This is a genomic window from Streptomyces sp. NPDC091371 (assembly GCF_040684275.1).
GTDB lineage: Bacteria > Actinomycetota > Actinomycetes > Streptomycetales > Streptomycetaceae > Streptomyces.
Genome location: NZ_JBFBFP010000028.1, coordinates 1 through 22924 on the forward strand (window position 1 = coordinate 1; position 22924 = coordinate 22924).

At 71.1% G+C, this 22924-nt stretch carries 22 protein-coding genes, 1 pseudogene and 1 riboswitch; of the genes and pseudogenes, 12 read left to right on the top strand and 11 right to left on the bottom strand.

Going from position 1 to position 22924, the window contains the following annotated elements:
- Positions 1–93: 93 nt before the first annotated feature.
- The 3 genes and pseudogenes from AB0O21_RS26105 to AB0O21_RS26115 all read left to right on the top strand — a co-directional run.
- Positions 94–609: pseudogene (locus AB0O21_RS26105) on the top strand (DNA-processing protein DprA); the annotation flags it as partial.
- A 209-nt stretch (positions 610–818) separates the two neighbouring features.
- Positions 819–1655: an RNA polymerase sigma factor WhiG gene (gene whiG / locus AB0O21_RS26110; RefSeq protein WP_365174636.1), complete on the top strand. Its 837-nt coding sequence runs from the start codon at positions 819–821 to the stop codon at positions 1653–1655.
- A 70-nt stretch (positions 1656–1725) separates the two neighbouring features.
- Positions 1726–2265: a helix-turn-helix domain-containing protein gene (locus tag AB0O21_RS26115; protein ID WP_365174824.1), complete on the top strand. Its 540-nt coding sequence runs from the start codon at positions 1726–1728 to the stop codon at positions 2263–2265.
- 97 nt (positions 2266–2362) lie between these two features.
- On the opposite strand, the gene AB0O21_RS26120 is transcribed toward AB0O21_RS26115, so the two are convergent.
- Positions 2363–2839, bottom strand: coding sequence for a M23 family metallopeptidase (locus AB0O21_RS26120; RefSeq protein WP_365174638.1), 477 nt, complete (start codon positions 2837–2839; stop codon positions 2363–2365).
- 250 nt (positions 2840–3089) lie between these two features.
- Here AB0O21_RS26120 and rpsB point away from each other — a divergent pair, with 250 nt between their 5' ends.
- From rpsB to AB0O21_RS26165, 9 genes are all read left to right on the top strand, one after another.
- The gene (gene rpsB, locus AB0O21_RS26125; RefSeq protein ID WP_365174640.1) at positions 3090–3968 is read left to right on the top strand and encodes a 30S ribosomal protein S2; all 879 of its coding nucleotides are present in this window, start codon (positions 3090–3092) and stop codon (positions 3966–3968) included.
- Positions 3969–4103: 135 nt separating this feature from the next.
- Positions 4104–4940: a translation elongation factor Ts gene (tsf, locus tag AB0O21_RS26130; RefSeq protein WP_365174642.1), complete on the top strand. Its 837-nt coding sequence runs from the start codon at positions 4104–4106 to the stop codon at positions 4938–4940.
- A gap of 163 nt (positions 4941–5103) precedes the next feature.
- Positions 5104–5883, top strand: coding sequence for a UMP kinase (gene pyrH / locus AB0O21_RS26135; protein WP_365174645.1), 780 nt, complete (start codon positions 5104–5106; stop codon positions 5881–5883).
- A gap of 49 nt (positions 5884–5932) precedes the next feature.
- Positions 5933–6490: a ribosome recycling factor gene (gene frr / locus AB0O21_RS26140; protein WP_243630638.1), complete on the top strand. Its 558-nt coding sequence runs from the start codon at positions 5933–5935 to the stop codon at positions 6488–6490.
- On the top strand, positions 6490–7566 hold the full coding sequence (locus tag AB0O21_RS26145; protein WP_365174649.1) for a phosphatidate cytidylyltransferase: 1077 nt from the start codon (positions 6490–6492) through the stop codon (positions 7564–7566). The genes frr and AB0O21_RS26145 overlap by 1 nt, the downstream gene beginning before the upstream one ends.
- Positions 7567–7775: 209 nt before the next feature.
- Positions 7776–8888, top strand: coding sequence for a 23S rRNA (adenine(2503)-C(2))-methyltransferase RlmN (gene rlmN, locus AB0O21_RS26150; protein WP_365174651.1), 1113 nt, complete (start codon positions 7776–7778; stop codon positions 8886–8888).
- Positions 8889–8946: 58 nt separating this feature from the next.
- Positions 8947–9056: riboswitch (TPP riboswitch) on the top strand.
- Between the two features lie 84 nt (positions 9057–9140).
- Positions 9141–10238 (top strand): thiamine ABC transporter substrate-binding protein, encoded by a 1098-nt coding sequence (locus AB0O21_RS26155; RefSeq protein ID WP_365174653.1) that lies wholly within the window; start codon positions 9141–9143, stop codon positions 10236–10238.
- A 143-nt stretch (positions 10239–10381) separates the two neighbouring features.
- Entirely contained in the window at positions 10382–11998 is a 1617-nt protein-coding gene (locus tag AB0O21_RS26160) for an iron ABC transporter permease (protein WP_365174827.1), read from the top strand.
- Complete coding sequence (locus AB0O21_RS26165; protein ID WP_365174656.1) at positions 11998–13026, top strand: ABC transporter ATP-binding protein; 1029 nt, start codon at positions 11998–12000, stop codon at positions 13024–13026. Before AB0O21_RS26160 ends, AB0O21_RS26165 begins: the two co-directional genes overlap by 1 nt.
- Here the strand turns inward: AB0O21_RS26165 and AB0O21_RS26170 are convergent.
- From AB0O21_RS26170 to AB0O21_RS26215, 10 genes are all read right to left on the bottom strand, one after another.
- Positions 13023–14282, bottom strand: a complete 1260-nt coding sequence (locus AB0O21_RS26170) for a cytochrome P450 (protein WP_365174659.1) — start codon at positions 14280–14282, stop codon at positions 13023–13025. The genes AB0O21_RS26165 and AB0O21_RS26170 overlap by 4 nt on opposite strands.
- A gap of 15 nt (positions 14283–14297) precedes the next feature.
- Positions 14298–15692 carry an FAD-dependent oxidoreductase gene (locus AB0O21_RS26175; protein ID WP_365174661.1) on the bottom strand — a complete coding sequence of 465 codons (1395 nt, stop codon included), beginning with the start codon at positions 15690–15692 and terminating at the stop codon, positions 14298–14300.
- Positions 15682–15912, bottom strand: a complete 231-nt coding sequence (locus AB0O21_RS26180; RefSeq protein ID WP_365174663.1) for a ferredoxin — start codon at positions 15910–15912, stop codon at positions 15682–15684. The genes AB0O21_RS26175 and AB0O21_RS26180 overlap by 11 nt, the downstream gene beginning before the upstream one ends.
- A 160-nt stretch (positions 15913–16072) precedes the next feature.
- Positions 16073–16687 (bottom strand): hypothetical protein, encoded by a 615-nt coding sequence (locus AB0O21_RS26185; protein ID WP_365174666.1) that lies wholly within the window; start codon positions 16685–16687, stop codon positions 16073–16075.
- Positions 16688–16785: 98 nt separating this feature from the next.
- Complete coding sequence (locus AB0O21_RS26190; RefSeq protein WP_365174668.1) at positions 16786–17691, bottom strand: hypothetical protein; 906 nt, start codon at positions 17689–17691, stop codon at positions 16786–16788.
- A gap of 85 nt (positions 17692–17776) precedes the next feature.
- Complete coding sequence (locus tag AB0O21_RS26195; protein WP_365174671.1) at positions 17777–18877, bottom strand: Rossmann fold nucleotide-binding protein; 1101 nt, start codon at positions 18875–18877, stop codon at positions 17777–17779.
- Positions 18878–18903: 26 nt separating this feature from the next.
- Entirely contained in the window at positions 18904–19977 is a 1074-nt protein-coding gene (locus AB0O21_RS26200; protein WP_365174674.1) for a hypothetical protein, read from the bottom strand.
- Complete coding sequence (locus tag AB0O21_RS26205) at positions 19959–20735, bottom strand: ATP-binding cassette domain-containing protein (RefSeq protein ID WP_365174676.1); 777 nt, start codon at positions 20733–20735, stop codon at positions 19959–19961. Before AB0O21_RS26205 ends, AB0O21_RS26200 begins: the two co-directional genes overlap by 19 nt.
- Positions 20736–20894: 159 nt before the next feature.
- Positions 20895–22256, bottom strand: coding sequence for an aspartate aminotransferase family protein (locus tag AB0O21_RS26210; RefSeq protein ID WP_365174679.1), 1362 nt, complete (start codon positions 22254–22256; stop codon positions 20895–20897).
- A gap of 3 nt (positions 22257–22259) precedes the next feature.
- Entirely contained in the window at positions 22260–22763 is a 504-nt protein-coding gene (locus tag AB0O21_RS26215; protein WP_007266859.1) for an Lrp/AsnC family transcriptional regulator, read from the bottom strand.
- Positions 22764–22924: the final 161 nt, after the last annotated feature.

Below are 22924 nucleotides of genomic sequence, written 5' to 3' on the forward strand. Positions count from 1 at the left end.
CCGGCCTTCGCCGCATCTCAGTGATTGCTCTCTCGACTAGTTCCGGCACCAAGCGAGACCTCGAAGGGTTCCCTGCTTGATTTGGTGCAGAGAAGGTTCGTGCTGCGCAACCGGGTCATCGCCGCCCTCACCCGGGGCACCGTCGTCGTGGAGGCCGCCCTCCGCAGCGGGTCACTGGTCACCGCCCGGCAGGCCCAGAAGCTCGGCCGGTTCACCATGGGGGTTCCCGGGCCCGCCACCAGCGGGCTCTCCGCCGGGGTGCACGAGCTGCTGCGCGGGGAGGCCGAGCTGGTCACCGACGCGGCGGAGGTGGCCGAGCTGGTCGGCGCCATGGGCGAGTTGGCCCCCGAGCGGCGCGGACCCCTGCTCGCCCGGGACCTGCTCGACCGCGACACCGCGAGGGTGCTCGAAGCGCTCCCGGCCGGCCGCCCGGTGCGGGTGGCGGAGTTGGCACTTGCCTCCGGCACCGGCACCGATGAAGTCATCGGCAGACTGTACGAACTTCACTCTCTGGGGTTCGTCGAACGGCAGGGCGACGACTGGCAGTTGAGCAGACAAACGGCTGGAGGAGGCACGCAAACCGGTGCCGCTCGGCGAGGCGGTCGTTGACCTGGGGCGTTCCGGTGAAAGAGTGAAAGCGATGAGAGACGCGGTCTTCCCGATGGCAGCTCCCGGGACCGAGTGCCAGGCGCCGGTCCCGGGTCGTCCGCGCGAGTCGGGCCGCGCCTGCGCCCCCGCCCGATCCCGTACTCTTCGCGCACCGCGACACTTCCGTCACGCTACGCTCCCAAGGAATCCCGCTCCGGCAAAGGCGAAGCATGCCCCAGCACACCTCAGGGTCTGACCGCGCTGCGGTGCCCCCCGCTGCCCGCGGCAGCGAGCGGTCCACCGCGCCCTCGTCCCTGGAGGTGCTGTGGCGCTCGTACAAGGCCTCGGGTGACGAGCGGCTGCGGGAGCAGCTGATCCTGCACTACTCGCCGCTGGTCAAGTACGTCGCCGGCCGGGTGAGCGTGGGCCTGCCGCCCAATGTGGAACAGGCCGATTTCGTCTCCTCCGGGGTCTTCGGACTGATCGACGCCATCGAGAAGTTCGACATCGACCGGTCCATCAAGTTCGAGACGTACGCGATCACCCGGATCCGCGGCGCGATGATCGACGAACTCCGGGCCCTGGACTGGATCCCCCGCTCGGTGCGGCAGAAGGCGCGGGCCGTGGAGCGGGCGTACGCCACCCTGGAGGCCCAGCTGCGCCGCACCCCCACGGAGAGCGAGGTCGCGGGGGAGATGGGCATCGGCGTGGAGGACCTCCATGCCGTCTTCAGCCAGTTGTCGCTGGCGAACGTGGTCGCCCTGGAGGAGCTCCTGCACGTCGGGGGCGAGGGCGGTGACCGCCTCTCCCTCATGGACACCCTGGAGGACACCGCCGCCGACAACCCGGTGGAAGTGGCGGAGGACCGCGAGCTCAGGCGCCTGCTGGCACGGGCCATCAACACGCTGCCCGAGCGGGAGAAGACCGTGGTGACCCTCTACTACTACGAGGGCCTCACGCTGGCCGAGATCGGCAACGTGCTGGGAGTCACCGAGAGCCGGGTCAGCCAGATCCACACCAAGTCGGTGCTGCAACTGCGGGCGAAGCTGGCGGACGTGGGTCGGTGAGCTTGCGCCACCTCCGTAGAGTGGACGTGTGCCCAGGATTCGAGCGGCCTCCGTGGCCGAGCACCGGTCGATGCAGCGCGGCGCCCTACTGGACGCCGCGCGCACCCTGTTGTCCGAAGGCGGAACGGAGGCGCTGACCTTCCCCGCCCTCGCGGAGCGGACCGGGCTCGCCCGGTCGTCCGTGTACGAGTACTTCCGCTCCCGTGCGGCCGTGGTCGAAGAGCTGTGCGCGGTGGACTTCCCCGTGTGGGCCGCCGAGATCGAGGCGGCGATGGAGGCCGCCGAGGCGCCGGAGGCGAAGATCGAGGCCTACGTGCGGAGCCAGCTGGGGCTGGTGGGGGACCGGCGCCACCGGGCGGTGGTGGCCATCTCCGCGAGCGAGCTGGACGCCGGGGCGCGGGAGAAGATCCGCGCGGCGCACGGGGGGCTCGTCGCGATGATCGTCGAGGCCTTGGCCGCCCTCGGGCAGCAGGAGCCGAAGCTGGCCGCGATGCTGCTGCAGGGGGTCGTGGATGCGGCTGTGCGGCGGATCGAGCTCGGTGCGGCCGAGGATCCGGCCGTGGTGACGGAGACGGCCGTGGCCATGGCCCTGCGGGGCGTCCGGGGCTGAGGCCGGTTCGTCCGCGGGTGTGCCGGTGGGTGCGGCTCAAGGATCGGGGCTCCGCCCCGGACCCCGCGCCTCACACGCCGGCGGGGCTGGTTCCGTCTCAAAGGCCGGCGGGGCCGGCAGGCAGCAGCCGGGGGCTCGGGCGGGGGAGGAGGGTGAGGGGGTTGAGGTACTCCTCGCCCCTCAGGAGGCCCCAGTGGAGGCAGGGGGCCGGGCAGTGGGAGCCCTCCGTCAGGACCGCCACCACCTGGCCGGCCGTGACCTGCTCCCCCTCCGCGACCAGCGGGCGTACGGGTTCGTAGGTCGTGCGCAGGCCGTTCGGGAGGGTGAGGGACAGGACCCCGCGGCCCGCGACCTGCCCGGCGTAGTGCACCCGGCCCGGGCCCGTCGCGCGGAGCCGCGAGCCCACCGGGGCGGCCAGGTCCACGCCCCGGTGCCCGGCCGCGTACGGCGACGGCGGCGGGTCCCACCAGCGGACCACCGACAGGGGTGCGGGCAGCGGGCGGACCGTGGAAATGGGCCCGGCGCCGGCCGCCTGGGTCAGGGCGAGGAACAGGCTGAGCAGCAAGGTCGTCATGGGCCGTAGCGTCCCGCGCGGAGGCCGCGCCCGGGGGCGGGCTGTGGACGGCCGGGCCGTTGTGGACAACGGCGTCACCCGGCATACCGCCGGGTCCCGTACACTTCTTGTGGCGATCCGGGTCACCGGGTCGACTTCGCACGCCCCAGCACCGGCCCGAAACGGCCAGGTGACAGCGTCTCTCGGTCCCTCAGCGGGGCAGGGCGCGGCGGGGCGTCAGGAACCAAACCGAGAAACCAAGGAGATGGCCATGGCCGTCGTCACGATGCGGGAGCTGCTGGAAAGCGGCGTCCACTTCGGTCACCAGACCCGTCGTTGGAACCCGAAGATGAAGCGCTTCATCTTCACGGAGCGCAACGGCATCTACATCATCGACCTGCTGCAGTCGCTGTCGTACATCGACCGCGCCTACGAGTTCGTGAAGGAGACCGTCGCGCACGGTGGCTCCATCATGTTCGTCGGTACCAAGAAGCAGGCCCAGGAGGCCATCGCCGAGCAGGCGACGCGCGTTGGCATGCCGTACGTCAACCAGCGCTGGCTCGGTGGCATGCTCACCAACTTCTCCACCGTCTACAAGCGCCTCCAGCGTCTGAAGGAGCTTGAGGCGATCGACTTCGAGGACGTCGCCGCCTCGGGTCTCACCAAGAAGGAGCTCCTGGTCCTCTCCCGCGAGAAGGCCAAGCTGGAGAAGACCCTCGGTGGTATCCGCGAGATGTCGAAGGTCCCCAGCGCCGTCTGGATCGTCGACACCAAGAAGGAGCACATCGCCGTCGGTGAGGCGCGCAAGCTCCACATCCCGGTCGTCGCGATCCTCGACACCAACTGCGACCCCGACGAGGTCGACTACAAGATCCCGGGCAACGACGACGCGATCCGCTCCGTCACCCTGCTCACCCGCGTGATCGCCGACGCCGTCGCCGAGGGCCTCATCGCCCGCTCCGGCGCTGCGACCGGTGACTCGAAGCCGGGCGAGAAGGCCGCTGCCGAGCCGCTCGCCGAGTGGGAGCGCGACCTGCTCGAGGGCGACAAGAAGGCCGACGACGCTGCTGAGGCCGCTCCGGCCGAGGCTGCCGCCGAGGCCCCGGCCGCCGAGGCTGAGGCCCCGGCCGCCGACGCCGAGCAGGCCTGACCCTCTGAGAGAGCCCGGCGTTCACGCGCCGGGCACTCGCAGCACGGACGATGACGGCGGGGGAGCCGCGCCAAAAGCGCGGCGCCTCCGCCGTTCACCCGTAGATCTACGACTTCGAGAGAGAATCACAGACTCATGGCGAACTACACCGCCGCTGACGTCAAGAAGCTCCGCGAGCTCACCGGCGCCGGCATGCTGGACTGCAAGAACGCGCTCGTGGACGCCGACGGTGACGTCGACAAGGCCCAGGAAGCCCTCCGCATCAAGGGTCAGAAGGGCGTCGCCAAGCGCGAGGGCCGTTCTGCCGAGAACGGTGCCGTCGTCTCCCTCATCGCCGACGACAACACCTCCGGTGTCATCGTCGAGCTGAAGTGCGAGACGGACTTCGTCGCCAAGGGCGAGAAGTTCCTGGCCGTCGCCAACCAGCTGGCCGCGCACGTCGCCGCGACCTCCCCGGCCGACATCGAGGCGCTGCTCGCGTCCGAGATCGAGCCCGGCAAGACCGTCACCGCCTTCGTCGACGAGGCCAACGCCAACCTCGGCGAGAAGATCGTCCTGGACCGCTTCGCGCAGTTCACCGGCGGTTACGTGTCCGCGTACATGCACCGCACGATGCCCGACCTGCCGTTCCAGATCGGCGTCCTGGTCGAGCTCGACAAGGAGAACGCCGAGGTCGCCCGCGGCGTCGCGCAGCACATCGCCGCGTTCGCCCCGCAGTGGCTGTCCGCCGAGGACGTCCCGGCCGACAAGGTCGAGTCCGAGCGCCGCATCGCCGAAGAGGTCACCCGCGCGGAGGGCAAGCCCGAGGCTGCCATCGCGAAGATCGTCGAGGGTCGCGTCAACGGCTTCTTCAAGGACGCCACGCTGCTCGGCCAGGCCTACGCCCTGGACAACAAGAAGTCCGTGCAGAAGGTTCTGGACGAGGCCGGTGTCACCCTGAAGCGCTTCACGCGCATCAAGGTCGGCATCTGAGTCCGTCCGTACGCGACGGACACCGGACCCCAGGTAGGGTCTGAGGCAGTCGTCCGCGCTCGCGCAGGACGACCGCAGATCTGACGAGGAGGCCATTGCCGTAGAGGGAACCGCAAGGACCCACCGGCAATGGCCTTCTTCGTATGTGCACGAGGAGATCTCCATGAATCAGGGCGTGGACCCCCACACCGCATCCGACGACAAGAGCGACCAGCAGAAGAAGGGCCGCCGCTTCATGCTGAAGCTGTCGGGCGAGGCCTTCTCCGGTGGCGGAGGACTGGGCGTCGACCCCGACGTCGTCCACGCCATCGCGCGTGAGATCGCCGCGGTGGTCCGCGACGGCGCGGAGATCGCCGTCGTCATCGGCGGCGGCAACTTCTTCCGCGGCGCCGAGCTGCAGCAGCGCGGCATGGACCGGGCCCGGTCCGACTACATGGGCATGCTCGGCACGGTCATGAACTGCCTCGCACTCCAGGACTTCCTGGAGAAGGAGGGCATCGACTCCCGCGTGCAGACCGCCATCACCATGGGCCAGGTCGCGGAGCCGTACATCCCGCTGCGCGCCGTGCGGCACCTGGAGAAGGGCCGCGTCGTCATCTTCGGCGCCGGTATGGGCATGCCGTACTTCTCCACCGACACCACGGCCGCCCAGCGCGCCCTGGAGATCGACGCCGAGGCCCTGCTCATGGGCAAGAACGGCGTCGACGGGGTCTACGACTCCGACCCCAAGAAGAACCCGGACGCGGTGAAGTTCGACGCGCTGGAGTACGGCGAGGTCCTCTCCCGGGACCTCAAGGTCGCCGACGCGACGGCGATCACGCTGTGCCGCGACAACAAGCTGCCCATCCTCGTCTTCGAACTGCTCGCCGAGGGCAATATCGCGCGCGCCGTCAAGGGTGAGAAGATCGGCACGCTTGTCAGCGACCAGGGAACCCGGGCCTGAGCGGTCCCGCCCGCCTGAACCATCCATTCAAGACATGCAGGAGCACGTGGTGATCGAAGAAATCCTCCTCGAAGCCGAGGAGAAGATGGAGAAGGCCGTCGTCGTCGCCAAGGAAGACTTCGCCGCGATTCGCACCGGCCGTGCGCACCCGGCGATGTTCAACAAGATCGTGGCGGACTACTACGGCGCCATCACGCCCATCAACCAGCTCGCCTCCTTCGCGGTGCCCGAGCCGCGCATGGCGATCGTGACGCCGTTCGACGCGTCCGCGCTGCGCAACATCGAGCAGGCCATCCGCGACTCCGACCTCGGTGTCAACCCGAGCAACGACGGCCGCATCATCCGGGTGACCTTCCCCGAGCTGACGCAGGACCGCCGCAAGGAGTACATCAAGGTCGCCAAGAACAAGGCCGAGGACTCCAAGGTCTCCATCCGCTCCGTCCGCCGCAAGGCGAAGGACGCCCTTGACAAGCTCGTCAAGGACAAGGAGGCCGGCGAGGACGAGGTGCGCCGCGCGGAGAAGGAGCTCGACGACACCACCGCCAAGTACGTGGCGCAGGTGGACGAGCTGCTCAAGCACAAGGAAGCCGAGCTCCTCGAAGTCTGATGAACGACTCTTCCTGGCAGCCGGAGCCGGTTCCGGCGGGTCCCGCATACGATGCGCAGGCGGGCCCGCACACTCGGCCCATGCCCATCGTGCCCGATGCCGCCGGCCGTGACTTCGACGACCGGGAAGCACGCGATCGGGGGGCCGCCCCGAACGGCGGTCCCCTCTTCCGCGACGAGACACCGCCGCAGGAGCCCATGCCCAGCCCCCCGCCTCCGCCTTCGCAGGCGCCGCAGGACCCCCCGCCCCCGCCGCAGAAGAAGCGCGCGGGGCGGGACCTGCGCGCGGCCATAGGGGTCGGCGTCGGCCTCGGCGCGGTGATCTTCGCCTCGCTGTTCATCGTCAAGGCGGTCTTCGTCGGCGTCGTCGTCGTCGCGGTCGTCGTGGGCCTGTGGGAGCTCACCTCCCGGCTCCAGGAGAAGAAGGGCATCAAGGCCCCGCTGGTCCCGCTCGCGGTGGGCGGCGCGGCCATGGTCATCGCCGGATACGTCCGGGGTGCCGAGGGGGCCTGGGTCGCCATGGCCCTGACGGCCCTCGCGGTCCTGGTCTGGCGGATGACCGAACCTCCCGAGGACTACCTCAAGGACGTCACCGCGGGCGTCTTCGCGGCGTTCTACGTGCCCTTCCTCGCCACGTTCGTCGCGATGCTGCTCACCGCCGACGACGGGCCGCAGCGCGTGGTGACCTTCCTGGTGCTGACCGTGGTCAGCGACACCGGGGCCTACGCGGTCGGCTGGCGCTTCGGCAAGACGAAGCTCGCGCCGCGCATCAGCCCCGGCAAGACGCGCGAGGGGCTCTTCGGCGCGGTGGCCTTCGCCATGGCGGCGGGCGCCCTGTGCATGGAGTTCCTGATCGACGGCGGTTCCTGGTGGCAGGGCCTGCTGCTGGGCCTCGCGGTCGCGGTCAGCGCCACGCTGGGCGACCTCGGCGAGTCGATGATCAAGCGGGACCTGGGCATCAAGGACATGGGCACCCTGCTCCCCGGCCACGGGGGCATCATGGACCGGCTGGACTCCCTCCTGCCGACCGCCCCGGTGGTGTGGCTGCTGCTGGCCGCGTTCGTGGGCACGGGCTGACCGAGCCGCGGAACCCGTCGGCACCGGTCGGCCCCCGCGGAGCGGGTTATCCTAAAAGGCGCGCCACTCGCGAGTGGCGCGCCTTTGCCGTTCTCCGCGACTGCGGGGACGGCCCGTGAGAGGTCTTCCAGGCTCCAGTCGAGCCGCAGTCCGCTCCGCACCGGCGGAGTCGCGCGCCCGGACCTCGCCCCATCGAGGAGTATCCGATCATGGCCCGCCCCGTTCCGGGAGAGCTCACCTTCGTCGCGCCCCGAGGCGCCAAGAAGCCACCGCGGCACCTCGCCGACCTCAGCCCCGCCGAGCGCCGCGAGGCCGTGGCCGCGATCGGCGAGAAGCCCTTCCGGGCCAAGCAGCTCTCCCAGCACTACTTCGCCCGGTACGCGCACGACCCGGCCGAGTGGACCGACATCCCGGCCGCCTCCCGCGAGAAGCTCCAGCAGGAGCTGCTGCCCGAGCTGATGAACGTCGTGCGGCACATCAGCTGCGACGACGACACCACCCGCAAGACCCTGTGGAAGCTGCACGACGGCACGCTCGTCGAGTCCGTGCTGATGCGCTACCCCGACCGGGTCACCATGTGCATCTCCTCGCAGGCCGGCTGCGGCATGAACTGCCCGTTCTGCGCCACCGGCCAGGCCGGTCTCGACCGCAACCTGTCCACCGCCGAGATCGTGCACCAGATCGTCGACGGCATGCGCGCCCTGCGCGACGGTGATGTCCCCGGCGGACCGGCCCGGCTGTCGAACATCGTCTTCATGGGCATGGGCGAGCCGCTGGCCAACTACAAGCGGGTCGTCGGCGCCATCCGCCGGCTCACCGACCCGGAGCCCGACGGCCTCGGCCTGTCGCAGCGCGGCATCACCGTCTCCACCGTCGGCCTGGTCCCGGCCATGCTGCGGTTCGCCGACGAGGGCTTCAAGTGCCGCCTCGCCGTCTCGCTGCACGCGCCGGACGACGAGCTGCGCGACACCCTGGTGCCGGTGAACACCCGCTGGAAGGTCCGCGAGGTCCTCGACGCGGCCTGGGAGTACGCCGAGAAGTCGGGCCGCCGCATCTCCATCGAGTACGCCCTGATCCGCGACATCAACGACCAGGCCTGGCGCGGCGACCTGCTCGGCCGCCTGCTCAAGGGCAAGCGCGTCCACGTCAACCTGATCCCGCTGAACCCGACGCCCGGCTCCAAGTGGACCGCCTCGCGCCCCGAGGACGAGAAGGCCTTCGTGGAGGCCATCGCCCGGCACGGCGTGCCCGTGACCGTACGGGACACCCGCGGCCAGGAGATCGACGGCGCGTGCGGCCAGCTCGCCGCATCGGAGCGTTAGGTTCCGGTTTTGTTCGTCGTGATTCGGCCACGGGGTACCCTGTGGCCGAACCAATTTCATATTCCGACAGGGGAGCGCCACAGCGCTGAGAGTGCGGACACCGTCATCCGCAGACCCTCTGAACCTCGCCCCGGTCATTCGGGGTAGGAAGTTCGGTCACCACTCAAGCTGTTGCGCCCTGCCCGGCGTCCGCTCCCACAGAGCGCCGGGCAGGGCCGCGTCTTCTCCTGGTCATCCCAGGAGGAATCACCAGTGAGCACCACCAAGAAGATCGCGGGCGCCGCGCTCGCGGCCGCGCTGGGCGTCACCACGCTCAGCGCCTGCGGCGGCGGCGCCAAGGACAAGACCGCGGGCGCGAGCGAGAGCGCGAAGCCCAAGACCGTCACGCTCGTCTCCCACGACTCCTTCAACGTGACCGAAGCGGTCCTCAAGGAGTTCGAGCAGGAGAGCGGCTACACGGTCAAGGTCCTGAAGTCCGGCGACGCGGGCGCGGCGCTGAACCAGGAGATCCTCACCAAGGGCTCCCCGCGCGGCGACGTCTTCTTCGGTGTGGACAACACCCTGCTCTCGCGCGCCCTCGACAACGGCATCTTCACCCCGTACGAGGCCAAGGGCCTGGCCGAGGTGAAGCCGGAGTACGTCCTCGACAAGGAGCACCGGGTCACCCCGACCGACTCCGGCGACATCTGCGTCAACTACGACAAGGCGTACTTCGCCGACAAGAAGATCGCCCCGCCGCAGACGCTGGACGACCTGGTCAAGCCGGAGTACAAGAACCTGCTGGTCACCGAGAACGCCGCGACCTCCTCGCCCGGCCTCGGCTTCCTGCTCGCCTCCGTCGGCAAGTACGGCGAGGACGGCTGGAAGGACTACTGGACCAAGCTGAAGGCCAACGGCGTCGAGGTCGTCGACGGCTGGGAGCAGGCCTACAACGAGCGCTTCTCCGGCTCCGCCGGCGGCAAGAAGGCCAAGGGCGACCGCCCGCTGGTCGTCTCCTACGCCTCCAGCCCCCCGGTCGAGGTGCTGTACGGCGAGCCGCAGCCGGCCGAGGCCCCCACGGGCGTCGCGACGGGCACCTGCTTCCGCCAGATCGAGTTCGCGGGTCTGCTGAAGGGAGCGAAGAACGCTGAGGGCGGCAAGGCGCTCGTGGACTTCCTGATCAGCAAGAAGTTCCAGGAGGACATGCCGCTCCAGATGTTCGTGAACCCGGTGACGAAGAACGCTTCCCTGCCGGAGCTGTTCACCAAGCACGGCGTGGTGGTCGAGAAGCCCGAGAACGTGGCTCCGCAGACCATCGCCAAGAACCGTGAGCAGTGGGTCTCGGCATGGACCGCGCTCGTCGTGAAGTAAGCGGTACGAAGGGTCCGGACGCGGCGTCGGGGGGCGCCGCGCCGGTCCCCGCCACCCGCGGGTCCGGCCGTGCGTCCGGCCGCGGAACCATCCGGGAGCCCGGCCGGGAGTCCGGCCGGGCCACGGCCGTGCGGTTCGCGCTGATGGCCGTGCCCCTCGCCTTCTTCGGGCTGTTCTTCGCCTACCCCGTCGCCGCCATCGTCGGGCGCGGTCTCAAGACCGACGCCGGCTGGCAGCTCGGCCGGATCGGCGAGGTGATCACCCGGCCCGACATCGCCGAGGTGCTCTGGTTCACCACCTGGCAGGCGTTCGCCTCCACCGCGCTCACGCTGCTGATCGCGCTCCCCGCCGCGTACGTGTTCGCGCGCTTCGAGTTCCCCGGCAAGCAGCTCCTGCGCGCCGTGGTGACGGTCCCCTTCGTGCTGCCGACCGTGGTCGTCGGCACCGCCTTCCTCTCCCTCGTCGGCCGCGGCGGGCTGCTGGACGAAACGGTGGGGGTCCGGCTCGACACCACCGTCTGGGCGATCCTGCTCGCGCACGTCTTCTTCAACTACGCCGTCGTCGTCCGCACGGTCGGCGGGCTCTGGGCCCAGCTGGATCCGCGTCAGGAGGAGGCCGCCCGGGTGCTGGGCGCCGGACGGTTCACCGCCTGGCGGCGGGTGACGCTGCCGGCGCTGGCCCCGGCGGTGGCCGCCGCCTCGCTGATGGTGTTCCTGTTCACCTTCAGCTCCTTCGGCGTCGTGCTCATCCTCGGCGGGCCCTCGTACTCCACCCTGGAGGTGGAGGTCTACCGGCAGACCGCGCAGCTCCTGGACCTGTCGACGGCCGCCGTACTGACGATGGTCCAGTTCGCCGCGATCGGCGGGATCCTCGCCGTGCACGCCTGGACGGTGCGCAAGCGCGAGACCGCGCTGCGGCTCGTCGACCCGGGCCGCACCACGCACCGGCCGCGCGGCTGGGCGCAGCGCGCGCTGCTGGGCGGGGTGCTGCTGACCGTGGCGCTGCTCATCGTGGCGCCGCTCGCCGTGCTGGTGGAACGCTCCTTCGACGCGCCCGGCGGATACGGCTTCGGCTTCTACCGGGCGCTCCAGGAGGTCGGCGCGGGCGGCGGAACGTTCCTGGTGCCGCCGCTGGAGGCGATCTGGAACTCCCTCCAGTACGCGCTCGCCGCCACCGCGATCGCCCTGGTCATCGGGGGGCTCGCGGCCGCGGCACTGACCCGGCGCGGCGGCCGCTTCGTGCGCGGCTTCGACGCGCTCCTGATGCTGCCGCTCGGGGTGTCCGCCGTGACGGTGGGCTTCGGCTTCCTCATCACCCTGGACGAGCCGCCGCTGGACCTGCGGACCTCGTGGATCCTGGTGCCGCTCGCGCAGGCCCTCGTCGGCGTGCCGTTCGTCGTGCGGACCATGCTGCCCGTGCTGCGGGCGGTGGACGGGAGACTGCGCGAGGCGGCCGCGGTGCTCGGCGCGTCGCCGCTGCGGGCCTGGCGGGAGGTGGACCTGCCGCTGGTGCGGCGCGCGCTGCTGATCGCGGCCGGGTTCGCCTTCGCGGTCTCGCTGGGGGAGTTCGGCGCGACCGTGTTCATCGCGCGGCCGGACCACCCGACGCTGCCGGTGGCCGTGGCGCGGCTGCTGGGGCGGGCCGGTGAGATGAACTACGGGCAGGCGATGGCCCTGAGCACGATCCTGATGCTGGTGTGCGCGGCGTCCCTGCTGGTGCTGGAGCGGCTGCGCCCCGACAAGACCTCCGGAGAGTTCTGATGACGCTGCTTCAGCTGGAAGGGGTGTCGGTCCGCTTCGGTGAGCGCGCGGTCGTGGACGCCGTGGACCTCAAGGTCGCCGAGCACGAGACCGTGTGCGTGCTGGGACCGAGCGGGAGCGGGAAGTCCACGCTGCTGCGGGTCGTCGCCGGCCTCCAGCAGGTGTCCGCGGGACGCGTCCTGCTGGGCGGGGCGGACCAGGCCGGGGTGCCCGTGCACCGGCGGGGCGTCGGCCTGATGTTCCAGGACCACCAGCTGTTCCCGCACCGGGACGTCGGCGGGAACGTCGCGTTCGGCCTGCGGATGCGGGGCCTCGCGCGTGTGTCGTACGGGGCCCACGTCGCGGAGCTGCTGGAGCTGGTCGGGCTCCCCGGAGCCCAGGGCCGGGCGGTGGCCTCGCTGTCCGGCGGCGAGCAGCAGCGGGTCGCGCTGGCCCGGGCGCTGGCGCCGTCGCCGCGGCTGCTGATGCTGGACGAGCCGCTCGGGCAGCTGGACCGGGGGCTGCGGGAGCGGCTCGTGGTGGAGCTGCGCGGACTGTTCTCCCGGCTGGGGACGACCGTACTGGCCGTCACGCACGACCAGGGCGAGGCCTTCGCCCTGGCCGACCGGGTGGTGGTGATGCGGGACGGGCGGATCGCGCAGGCCGGGACTCCGCTGGAGGTCTGGCAGCGGCCCGCCTCGGAGTTCGTGGCCCGGTTCCTCGGCTTCGAGAACGTGGTCCCGGCCACGGTCTCGGGCGGCGCGGCCGCCACCGCGTGGGGCAAGGTCCCGGTCCCGGCCGGCACCCCGGACGGGGCGCACCGGCTGCTGGTCCGCCCCGCGGGGGTCGTGCTGTGCGCGGCCGGCCTGCCCTGCGAGGTGGTCTCTCGCACCTTCCGCGGCACGCACGTCGCCCTGCTGCTGCGCCCGGAGGCCGGGCCGGTGCTGGAGGCGGAGTGCGGGCTGGCCGGGGCGCCCTCGGTGGGCGACCGGGTGGCCGTCACCTTCAGCCCGGCCGAGGTGGTCGTCCTGCCGGGAGAGCCTGCCTAGGCCGGGAGGATCTTGTCGCAGGCGATCGGGAGGTGGCGCGGGCCGCGCAGGACCGCGTTCTGGCGGTACGGGGGCGGATCCTCCAGCAGGCGGGGGTTCTCCAGCCTGCGGGCCAGCTCGCTGAGTGCCAGCGCGGCCTCCAGCCGGGCCAGGGGCGCCCCGAAGCAGCTGTGGATGCCGCTGCCGAGACCCAGGTGCTGGACGTCCGGGCGGTCCGGGTCGAAGCGGTCCGGATCCTTGAACCGCCGGGGGTCGCGGTTGCCGGAGGCCAGGATCAGCCAGAGCGAGGCGCCCTTGGGGATGGTCACCCCCGCCATCTCGATGTCGGCCAGCGGCGTGCGCTGCGGCAGCAGCTGCACCGGGGGCTCGTAGCGCAGCAGCTCCTCCACGATCGGGACGGCCAGCGCCGGATCGGCGCGCAGCCGGTCCAGGGCCTCAGGATGGCGCAGGAGTGTGAGCATGCCGTTCGTGATCAGGTTGACGGTGGTCTCGTGCCCGGCGATCAGCAGCAGCGCCGAGGTGGCGAGCACTTCCATCGTGCTCATGGCGCCGTCCGGGCCCTGCCCGGCCGCCAGCTCCGAGAGCATGTCCCCGGTGGGGTTCTTGCGCCGCTCCTCGATCAGCCCGGCCAGGTACATGCCGAGCTCCATGCGGGAGTCCTGCGTCTTCTTCGCGCGTTCGGTGGGATCGGCGTCCGGATCGGGGTCCAGACTCGCGGCGAGCGTGTCGGCCCAGACGTGGAACTTGGCCTCGTCCTCGCTCGGCACGCCCAGCAGCCGGCAGATCACCGTGACCGGGAAGGGGTACGAGAACTCCTCGACGAGGTCGATCCGCCCCGGGTCGCCCTGCTCGGCGATCGTGTCGATCAGACCGGTGACGATGCCGCCCAGCTCGCCGCGCATGTCGTGGACGCGGTGCGGGGAGTGCGGCGGCCCGAAGGGGCGGTTCGTCATCCGGCGCAGCCGGTCGTGGTCGGGCGGGTCCAGCTTCAGGAAGGACGGCGGCAGGGCGCCGCCCTCGCCCTCTTCCCCGTCCCCCTCGCCCAGCAGGTCGCCGGCGGTCGACGCCAGGTTGCGGGAGTCGGAGCTGATCCGCGGATCGTGCAGCAGGCTCTTGATCTCGTGGTACGTGCTGACGACGTACGGTCCGTCCCCGTCGTGGAACACCGGCCCGCTCTTGCGGAGCTCCTCGTAGAGGGGGTACGGGTTGGCGCGGCTGGAGTAGTCGAGGATCTGCCGCAGGATGCCTTCAGTCATGAGAGGTCCTCGCGCTCAGTTGTGCGCCGGCGTGAACGTCATCCGCCGGTCGGCCGGTGAGTAGCCGCTCAGGGTGATGGTCGGGCCGTGGGTCGGTACCGACGGGTCGGGGAAGTCCGGGTCCAGCGGCGCGTTCCCCTCGCTCCGGCGGTCCACCGTCGCGTAGGGCGGCGGGAACGGGGCGGTCTGTTCGATCTGCTGCTCGTAGAAGTCCAGCCACCGGCACTGGTCGAAGGTGACGGCGCCGATCACGCGCCCCTGGTAGCCGTAGACGCCCACGAACCTGCGCTCGTCGCGAGAGCCCTGGGTGATGAGGAGCTCGGTCCCCATCGAGGGGACCCCGACCGACTTGATGTTCACCCCGAACTGGGAGGACCAGAAGGCCGGAACCCACACGTGGGGGCGCCGGTCCATGCCTTCGCTGAGCATGTTGTGCGCCGCGGTCTCGGCCTGCGCGACGGCGTTGCCCCAGTGCTCCAGCGACAGGAACTGGTAGCCGAAGAGCGCGTGCGGGGAGCGTGCGACGTCACCCGCCACATAGATGTCGTCCGTGACGATGCCCCAGATGTTGAAGGCCCGGCAGCCCGCGTCGCAGGCGATGCCCCGCGGGCCCGCGCCCAGTCCGGAACCGGCCAGCCATTCGGTGTTGCGCTGGGCGCCGAGTCCCACGATCACGACGTCGGTCTCCAGGACGCTGCCGTCCGAGAAGTGGGCGGCCCGTACCTGGCCGGAGGAGTCGCCCTCCAGCCCGGTGACCATGATCCCGGTCCGCAGATCCACCCCGTTCTCGTGGTGCATCCGGGCCGCGACCTCGCCGACCGCTCCGCCCAGGGCCCCGACCAGGGGCGCGGCGCCCCGCTCGGCCACCGTGACCGGGAGGTCCCGCTCGCGGCAGGCGGAGGCGATCTCGGAACCGGTGAACCCGGCGCCGATGACCAGCACCCGGCGCGGTCCGGCGGCGAGCCGCCGCTCCAAGGCCACCCCGTCGTCCCGGGTGCGCAGGGTGAAGACGCCTTCGAGGGCGGCCTCCTCCTCGTTCGGCCACGGCCGGGCCCGTACCCCGGTGGCGATCAGCAGCCGGTCGTACTCCACTTCGTCCCCGTCGGCGAGCTTCACCCGTCTGGCCGCCATGTCCAGACCGGTGGCGGGTACGCCGAGCCGCCATTTGGCGTCGATGTCCCGGCGGCGGGGGAGGGCCGTACGGTCCGCGGTCGCCTTGCCCAGCAGGACCTGCTTGGACAGCGGGGGACGGTCGTACGGCTCGTAGGGCTCGTCGCCGATCATCGTGAGCGATCCGGCGAACCCCTTCTCGCGCATGGTCTCGGCGGCCCGCAGGCCGGCGAGGGAAGCGCCGACGACCACGATGCGGCCTTCGCGCTTGAGCCGCTCAAGGGCTGAGTCACCGCTCACCACTGGCCTCCGCGGTCGTCAGGGACCCGTTCATCGCGTCCAGCAGGATGGCCCGGACGGGGCAGGCGTGGACGGCGCGGACGACGTTCTCGCGGTGCTCCTCGTCGGGCTGCGGGTTGTAAAGGAGTGACTCGTCGCCGTGCATGGCGAAGACGTCCGGGGCGAGGAACGCGCACTGGGCGTAGCCCTGACAGCGGTTGAGGTCCACGACAAGCCTCATGAGGCATCCGCCTTTCGATGGCTCGATCTTCCCCGTCGACCCGAGAACCAGCCCCCGTTCCCCTCCCTCATCCAGCATGCATGCGGGAGCCGGGCACGTCCTGCCGGGCAATGAAAGCGCAGGTCAGAGCAGGAGTACGGGGCCCTGCGGAGCCGACCGCCTAGCGCAGCCGGGTCCGCAGGATGTAGACGCTGACGACGAGGGCCCAGGCCGGGAACACCAGCTCGGACCAGGGCACGCCGGAGCCCACCACGAGCAGGACCAGGCCGACGACGGTGCCCAGCAGGACCAGCGGCTTGGGGAAGACGCCGAACTTGCGCCCGAGCGTCGAGGTCGCGAGGACGAAGACGGCCGCCATCCGCATCGAGTAGGTCGCGAGGACCGTGTACGCGTAGTGGCGGCCGAAGTCGGACGGCGGGTTCTCCGCCAGCACGGTCCCCGCGGCACCGGCGGCGACGAAGAGCGTGGCGACGCAGACGAGCCCGCTGCCGAGGAAGACAGTGGAGAAGAACCTGTCCTCGGCCTCGCCGACGTGCGCGCGCAGTGCGCCCATGAACCACAGGAAGGCGATCCCGGCGAACGGCACGATCTCCAGGGCCAGCCGCACCGCCCAGCGGTCGCCGGCGGCGACCGCGGCCTCGGCGCCGTCCCCCGAGGGGATGGCGAGCCGCATCAGGACGATCGCGGCCGCGAGCAGCACGGCGAACGCGATGCCGGCCGCCCCGGCGGCCCGGGGCGTGTACAGCCGGGCGGCGGTGGTGTCCGTGGGGGCCATGGGGCGCCTCGCTTTCTCCCCCGTCCAGCAAGCGGCAGCTGCCGGGCGTACGCCACCGGGGGAGAGCGAGCGGGTGAAGGGGGCAGGCCCGCCCCCGGCTATCCGACCGCGGCCGGGACCTGGGCTTCCATCTCCGGATCGGAGCCCTCGTGCTTGCCGTACCAGGCGACGGCGACCGCCCCGGTGACGGCGAGGACGAAGCCGAGGACCGCCAGCCAGGCCAGCCCCGGCCGGGAGGCGTCGCCGAGCCACAGGACACCGATCGCGCCGGGCAGGACCGTCTCGCCGACGACCAGTGCGGCCGTGGCGCCGTTCACCGAGCCGATCTGGAGGGCGACCGTGTGCAGGTACATGCCGCCGACGCCCGCCACCAGGATGGCGTAGAGGGCCGGGTCGGCCAGGAACGTGCCGAGGTCGAACGGGTCCACACCGTCCAGGATCCGGACGCCGACGCCCAGCGCGCCGAACCCCAGGCCCGACAGCAGGCCCGCCAGGATCGCGGCCCGGCCGCCGAGCAGGCGTACGGCCACGGTGCCGCCCACCATCAGCAGCAGGGTGATGCCCAGCAGCCACCAGTGCGTGGACATCGGAGCGTGGTGGCCGCCCTCGTGGCCCGCCGCCGTCGCCAGCAGCACCAGCGCCGTGCAGACGACCCCGATCGAGGTCCATTCCTTCCGGCTCAGCCGGATGCCCAGCAGCTTCACGCTCAGCACGGCAGTGATCACCAGGTTGGCGCTGATCACCGTCTGGGAGAGGAAGAGGGGAAGGAGGCGCGCGGCCAGGGCGCCGAGGCCGAAGCCCACGAAGTCCAGGATCGTGCCGACGATGAATTCCCAGGTCATCGCCGCTTTCGCGGTGGACGACAGATTGGGGCCGCCATGGGCGGTCACCCCGGCGGCGGACGGCGACATCCGGGCCGCGCGGCGCGATCCGACGGCTTGCAGCACGGATCCCGTGCCGTAGCAGATGGACGCCGCGACAGCGGTCAGCAGGCCTATGAGCACCAAAGGCTCCGTTCACGTCTGGCAGGTTTTGCGGTACCTCTGCCAGACGTGCGAACGGGCCGCGAAGTTGCCTCCGACGCTCAGTTCATCGAACCATCGACGCGAGGACGTCCGGGACCTCGTCCACCGAGTCGACGATCGCGATCCGCGACTCCATCGAACGGCCGCGCGCCAGTGACTGGAGCAGCGGCCACACCGGGAGGTGTTCCGTCCAGTGGGCCCGGTCGACCAGCACCATCGGCGCCGGCTCGCCCCGCGACTCGTAGTAGTTCGGAGTCGCGCTGTCGAACACCTCCTGGACGGTGCCCGCCGCGCCCGGCAGGAAGACCACGCCCGCGTTGGACCGGGCCAGCAGCCCGTCCTCCCGGGTGGCGTTCGCGAAGTACTTGCCGATGTGCGCGGCGAACGCGTTCGGCGGCTCGTGCCCGTAGAACCAGGTCGGGATGCCCACCGAGTCGCCGCCGCCGGGCCAGCGGTCCCGCACGGCGAACGCCGCCCGGGCCCAGTCGGACACCGACGGCGCGAAGGACGGGGCCTCGGCCAGCATCTCCAGGGCCTCCGGGAGCGCCTCGTCGGCGGCCGGGGCCAGGTAGGCGCCGAGGTTGGCGGCCTCCATCGCGCCCGGGCCGCCGCCGGTGGCCACCGTCAGCCCGGACCGGGTCAGCGCCCGGCCGAGCTCGGCGGCGCCGCCGTACTCCGCGCCGCCGCGGGCCATGGCGTGGCCGCCCATCACGCCCACGACCCGGGCCCCGGCGAGGTGCTCGTCTAGGGCGTCGGAGATCGCGTCGTCGTGGAGGGAGCGCAGCATCGAGGAGAAGATGTCCCCGTCGGCCTTCGTCTCCTGGAACCAGGCGTACGCCTGGGCGTCCGGCGTGGCCTCGTACCCGTCGGGCAGCCCGGCGAAGAGCTCCCCGGGGGTATAGAGCAGGCCCCGGTACGGATCGAAGGGCAGGTCCGGGACGGGCGGGAAGACCAGCGCGCCGTCGGCGCGGACCTTCACGGAGGCGTCGGGCTCCATCGCGCAGCCCAGGAACACGGCCGCCGACGTGTCGGCGGACAGCAGCGCGAAGGTCCGCTCCAGCAGGTTGACCGACTGGATCCGGTAGCCGCTGAGCGAGCCGCGGGCCACGACCCGGTCGAACTCGGCGAGCGTCTCGATCTCGGTGTCGATGTATCCGTTGACCATTCGGCCCACCCTAAGCGCTGCCCGCGTCAGCGGGTCAGAGCCAGCGACGTCAGCTGCGCCACACCCCAGCTGAGCGGTACGCACACGGCCACGAGGGCGGAAGCCCGCAAACTCGCCGCCGTACGCAGGACCTTGGCCGGAGCGCCCAGGTCGGTCAGCGCCGAGCGTTCGGCGGCCCGGCCCTGGCGGGCCTCCACCGCGGATGTGAGAAGGGTCGCGGCCGCGCACACGGCCACCAGCGCGGCGGCCGGCCCGGTCAGCGGGCCGAGCGGGACGAGCAGCCCGCCCCGGTCGCGCAGGGCCAGGGCGGTGAGCGCGCCCGCGCCGACCGCGCACAGCACCCCGAGCGGCGGGCCGAGCCGGGGCGCCTCCTCCTGGAGGGCCCGTCCGGCCAGCAGCCGGAGCGCGCCGGGGCGCACGGCCTGGACGAGGGTGCCGCAGGCGTAGGCGAGTCCCGGTCCGGCGAGGGCGAGGCCGACCGCGGTCAGCGACCATCCGGCGAGCATCCCGGTGCCGCCGCGGCCCGCGTAGGCCTGCACCGCGAGCCCGCAGGCCGTCAGGGTGATGCCCCAGGGGAGCCCGGTCTGGGGGGCCATCGGCGGCCGGGGGCGCAGGGTGAGGGCGGTCGCGGCGGACGCGGTGAGCGGGATCAGGGCCAGCAGGGTGAGGGCGGCGGCCACGGGCAGCGGCTGGTCGGCGTGGAGCAGCCGGGCCCCGGCCCCGTCGAACGGCAGCCCGGCCAGGTCCCCGCGCAGGTGGAGGAAGACGGCGAGGGCGAGGGCGCTGCCGAGGGTGCAGGCGATGGCGGTCGAGATCACCGCGACCAGGATGCGCCGTACGGGTCCGAGCCCCGCGGCGTCGAGGCCTTCGCGGGGCCGGGTGGCGGGGTCGGTGCGGGCCACGGTGACGGCGAAGTGGACGGTGACGGCGAGCGGGAGCAGCGCCCACAGCAGGCGAGGGAACGATCCGGCGGGCCGGGCCACGGCCTCTTCGAGTACGTACAGCAGCAGGAACCCGCTGCCGGCGGAGGCGGCCGCGACGAGGAGCCGGCGCAGCTGGACCGCGGGCCGGGAGCCGCGGGCTAGGCGGAGAGCGAGCACGCGGCCTGGCCCTCCGAGGTCTCGGGGCCGGGGGAGGAGACGGCTGCCGCGGCCCCGGCGGAGCGGCCGTCGACGAGGGCCAGGCGGCGGTCCGCGACGGCGGCGCTCTCCTCGTCGTGGGTGGCGAGGAGCACGGTGATCTCGTGGGAGCGGGCAGCGGTGGTCAGCGTACGGAGCAGCAGGGAGCGCTCGGCCCGGTGCAGCGGGGCCGTGGGCTCGTCGGCGAAGATCACCGCGGGCTCGTTGACGAGCGCCCGCGCCAGGGCCACCCGCTGGGACTCGGCCCGGGTCAGGGCGGCGGGCCGTTTGCGGGCGAAGCCGCCGATGTCGAGGCGGTCCAGCCATTCGCAGGCGGCGTGCTTGGCCGCCCGGTGGGAGGCGCCGGCGAGCAGCAGCGGCAGGGCGGCGTTCTCCCAGACCTTCAGCTCGGGCAGCAGCCGCGGCTCGGGGCCGATCCAGCCGAACCGGTCGCGGCGCAGCCGCTCGCGGGCCAGCGCGCCCATGGTGTGCACGGGGACGCTGTTGAACCACACCTCGCCCTGTTCGGGGCGCAACTGTCCGGAGAGGCAGCGCAGCAGGGTGGTCTTGCCGCAGCCGCGGGGACCGGTCAGCGCCAGGATCTCGCCCTGGCGCACTCCCAGGGAGATCCCGACGAGGCCGGGCGAACCGTTGTGGGAGTAGTGAAGGGACCGTGCCCAGAGCAGATCGTCCTGCGGCGGGGCCTTGTCAGGCCGGGCATTGTCCGGTGGAGCCACCATGGCGTACACCTCCGTCCGGGGGAACGAAGCGGAGCCCTTTCGGTCACTGGCGCCGCACTGAGATGTAAAGAGATGAACGTCTTGGATGCTGACAGCACGCGGCCCGGACCCCCGCGTTCTCACTCGAACGGGGGATCCGGGCCGTGTGGTTCGGACTATTTACAGCTTGGTCCACGCCTCAGTGAGCACCGAGCGCAGGATGCCTTCGATCTCGTTGAAGGTGCCCTGGTCCGCGATCAGCGGCGGGGCCAGCTGGATGACCGGGTCGCCTCGGTCGTCGGCGCGGCAGTACAGGCCGGCGTCGAAGAGGGCCTTGGAGAGGAAGCCGTAGAGCACGCGCTCGGTCTCCTCGTCCGTGAAGGACTCCTTGGTGACCTTGTCCTTGACGAGCTCGATGCCGTAGAAGTAGCCGTTGCCGCGGACGTCGCCGACGATCGGCAGGTCGAGCAGCTTCTCCAGCGTCGAGCGGAAGGCGTCCTCGTTGTCCAGCACGTGCTGGTTGAGGCCTTCCTTGTCGAAGATGTCGAGGTTGGCGATCGCCACCGCCGAGGACACCGGGTGTCCGCCGAAGGTGTAGCCGTGCAGGAAGGTGTTGTCACCCTTGTAGAACGGCTCGGCGATGCGGTCCGAGACGATGCAGGCGCCGATCGGGGAGTAGCCCGAGGTCATGCCCTTGGCGCAGGTGATCATGTCCGGCACGTAGCCGAACTTGTCACACGCGAACATCGTGCCGAGGCGGCCGAAGGCGCAGATCGTCTCGTCGGAGACGAGCAGCACGTCGTACTCGTCGCAGATCTCGCGGACCCGCTGGAAGTACCCGGGCGGCGGCGGGAAGCAGCCACCGGCGTTCTGCACCGGCTCGAGGAAGACGGCGGCGACGGTGTCGGCGCCCTCGAACAGGATCTCCTGCTCGATCTGGTCGGCGCACCAGCGGCCGAAGGCCTCGGGGTCGTCGCCGTAGATCGGGGCGCGGTAGATGTTGGTGTTCGGCACCTTGTGCGCGCCGGGCACCAGCGGCTCGAAGGGGGCCTTCAGGGCCGGCAGACCGGTGATGGACAGGGCGCCCTGCGGGGTGCCGTGGTAGGCGACCGCACGCGAGATGACCTTGTACTTCGTGTGCTTGCCCTGCAGCTTGTAGAACTGCTTGGCGAGCTTCCAGGCAGTCTCGACGGCCTCGCCGCCACCGGTGGTGAAGAAGACCTTGTTCAGGTCGCCCGGGGCGTAGTCCGCCAGGCGCTCGGCGAGCTCGACGGCCTTCGGGTGGGCGTACGACCACACGGGGAAGAAGGCGAGCTGCTGGGCCTGGTTGTAGGCGACCTCGGCCAGTTCCTTGCGGCCGTGGCCGGCGTTGACCACGAACAGGCCGGCGAGGCCGTCGAGGTAGCGCTTGCCCTTGTCGTCGAAGATGTAGGTGCCCTCACCGCGCACGATGGTGGGGACGGGTGCGTTCTCGTACGACGACATGCGGGTGAAGTGCATCCACAGGTGGTCGTACGCGGTCTTGGAGAGGTCCTGGCTCACGGGCTATCGAGTTCCCCACATGTAGGTCTGCTTCTTGAGCTTCAGGTAAACGAAGCTTTCGGTTGATCGCACGCCGGGGAGCGTGCGGATCTTCTTGTTGATCGTTTCAAGCAGGTGGTCGTCGTCCTCGCAGACGATCTCCACCATCAGGTCGAACGATCCGGCGGTCATCACCACGTATTCGCACTCGGCCATGGCGGTCAGTGCGTCGGCCACCGGGTCGAGGTCTCCCTCGACGTTGATGCCGACCATTGCCTGGCGTCGCAGGCCCACGGTGAGCGGGTCGGTGACGGCGACGATCTGCATGACGCCCTGGTCGAGCAGCTTCTGTACGCGCTGGCGTACGGCCGCTTCGGAGAGGCCGACGGCCTTGCCGATCGATGCATAGGGACGGCGACCGTCCTCCTGCAGTTGCTCGATGATCGCCAGGGACACAGCATCGACCGAAGGGGACGGTTGTCTGTTCCTGGAATCTGCGCTTCGACTGACCACGACCTCACTGTGCACGAGGGTCGTCCGTTCCGCAAGGCGGAATCGATGAAATCCGTCGTTTGGCGACCCGGATCTCACTGATTTCGTAGTTGGTGGCGTCTGGGTCTGTCGAAAGCGTCCGCCGAGGGGCTAGGCTTGGGATTCGTCTCAATCGTTGGACATGTGATCAGGAGTGT

Bases quoted from the DNA above. Each gene is read 5' to 3' on its own strand.
- AB0O21_RS26120 (WP_365174638.1), bottom strand. From the start codon at position 2,839: ATGACGACCTTGCTGCTCAGCCTGTTCCTCGCCCTGACCCAGGCGGCC.
- rpsB (WP_365174640.1), top strand. From the start codon at position 3,090: ATGGCCGTCGTCACGATGCGGGAGCTGCTGGAAAGCGGCGTCCACTTC.
- AB0O21_RS26195 (WP_365174671.1), bottom strand. From the start codon at position 18,877: ATGGTCAACGGATACATCGACACCGAGATCGAGACGCTCGCCGAGTTC.
- AB0O21_RS26205 (WP_365174676.1), bottom strand. From the start codon at position 20,735: ATGGTGGCTCCACCGGACAATGCCCGGCCTGACAAGGCCCCGCCGCAG.
- AB0O21_RS26160 (WP_365174827.1), top strand. From the start codon at position 10,382: ATGGCCGTGCCCCTCGCCTTCTTCGGGCTGTTCTTCGCCTACCCCGTC.
- whiG (WP_365174636.1), top strand. From the start codon at position 819: ATGCCCCAGCACACCTCAGGGTCTGACCGCGCTGCGGTGCCCCCCGCT.
- pyrH (WP_365174645.1), top strand. From the start codon at position 5,104: ATGAATCAGGGCGTGGACCCCCACACCGCATCCGACGACAAGAGCGAC.
- AB0O21_RS26180 (WP_365174663.1), bottom strand. From the start codon at position 15,912: ATGAGGCTTGTCGTGGACCTCAACCGCTGTCAGGGCTACGCCCAGTGC.
- AB0O21_RS26170 (WP_365174659.1), bottom strand. From the start codon at position 14,282: ATGACTGAAGGCATCCTGCGGCAGATCCTCGACTACTCCAGCCGCGCC.
- AB0O21_RS26115 (WP_365174824.1), top strand. From the start codon at position 1,726: ATGCAGCGCGGCGCCCTACTGGACGCCGCGCGCACCCTGTTGTCCGAA.
- AB0O21_RS26185 (WP_365174666.1), bottom strand. From the start codon at position 16,687: ATGGCCCCCACGGACACCACCGCCGCCCGGCTGTACACGCCCCGGGCC.
- rlmN (WP_365174651.1), top strand. From the start codon at position 7,776: ATGGCCCGCCCCGTTCCGGGAGAGCTCACCTTCGTCGCGCCCCGAGGC.
- tsf (WP_365174642.1), top strand. From the start codon at position 4,104: ATGGCGAACTACACCGCCGCTGACGTCAAGAAGCTCCGCGAGCTCACC.
- AB0O21_RS26165 (WP_365174656.1), top strand. From the start codon at position 11,998: ATGACGCTGCTTCAGCTGGAAGGGGTGTCGGTCCGCTTCGGTGAGCGC.
- AB0O21_RS26145 (WP_365174649.1), top strand. From the start codon at position 6,490: ATGAACGACTCTTCCTGGCAGCCGGAGCCGGTTCCGGCGGGTCCCGCA.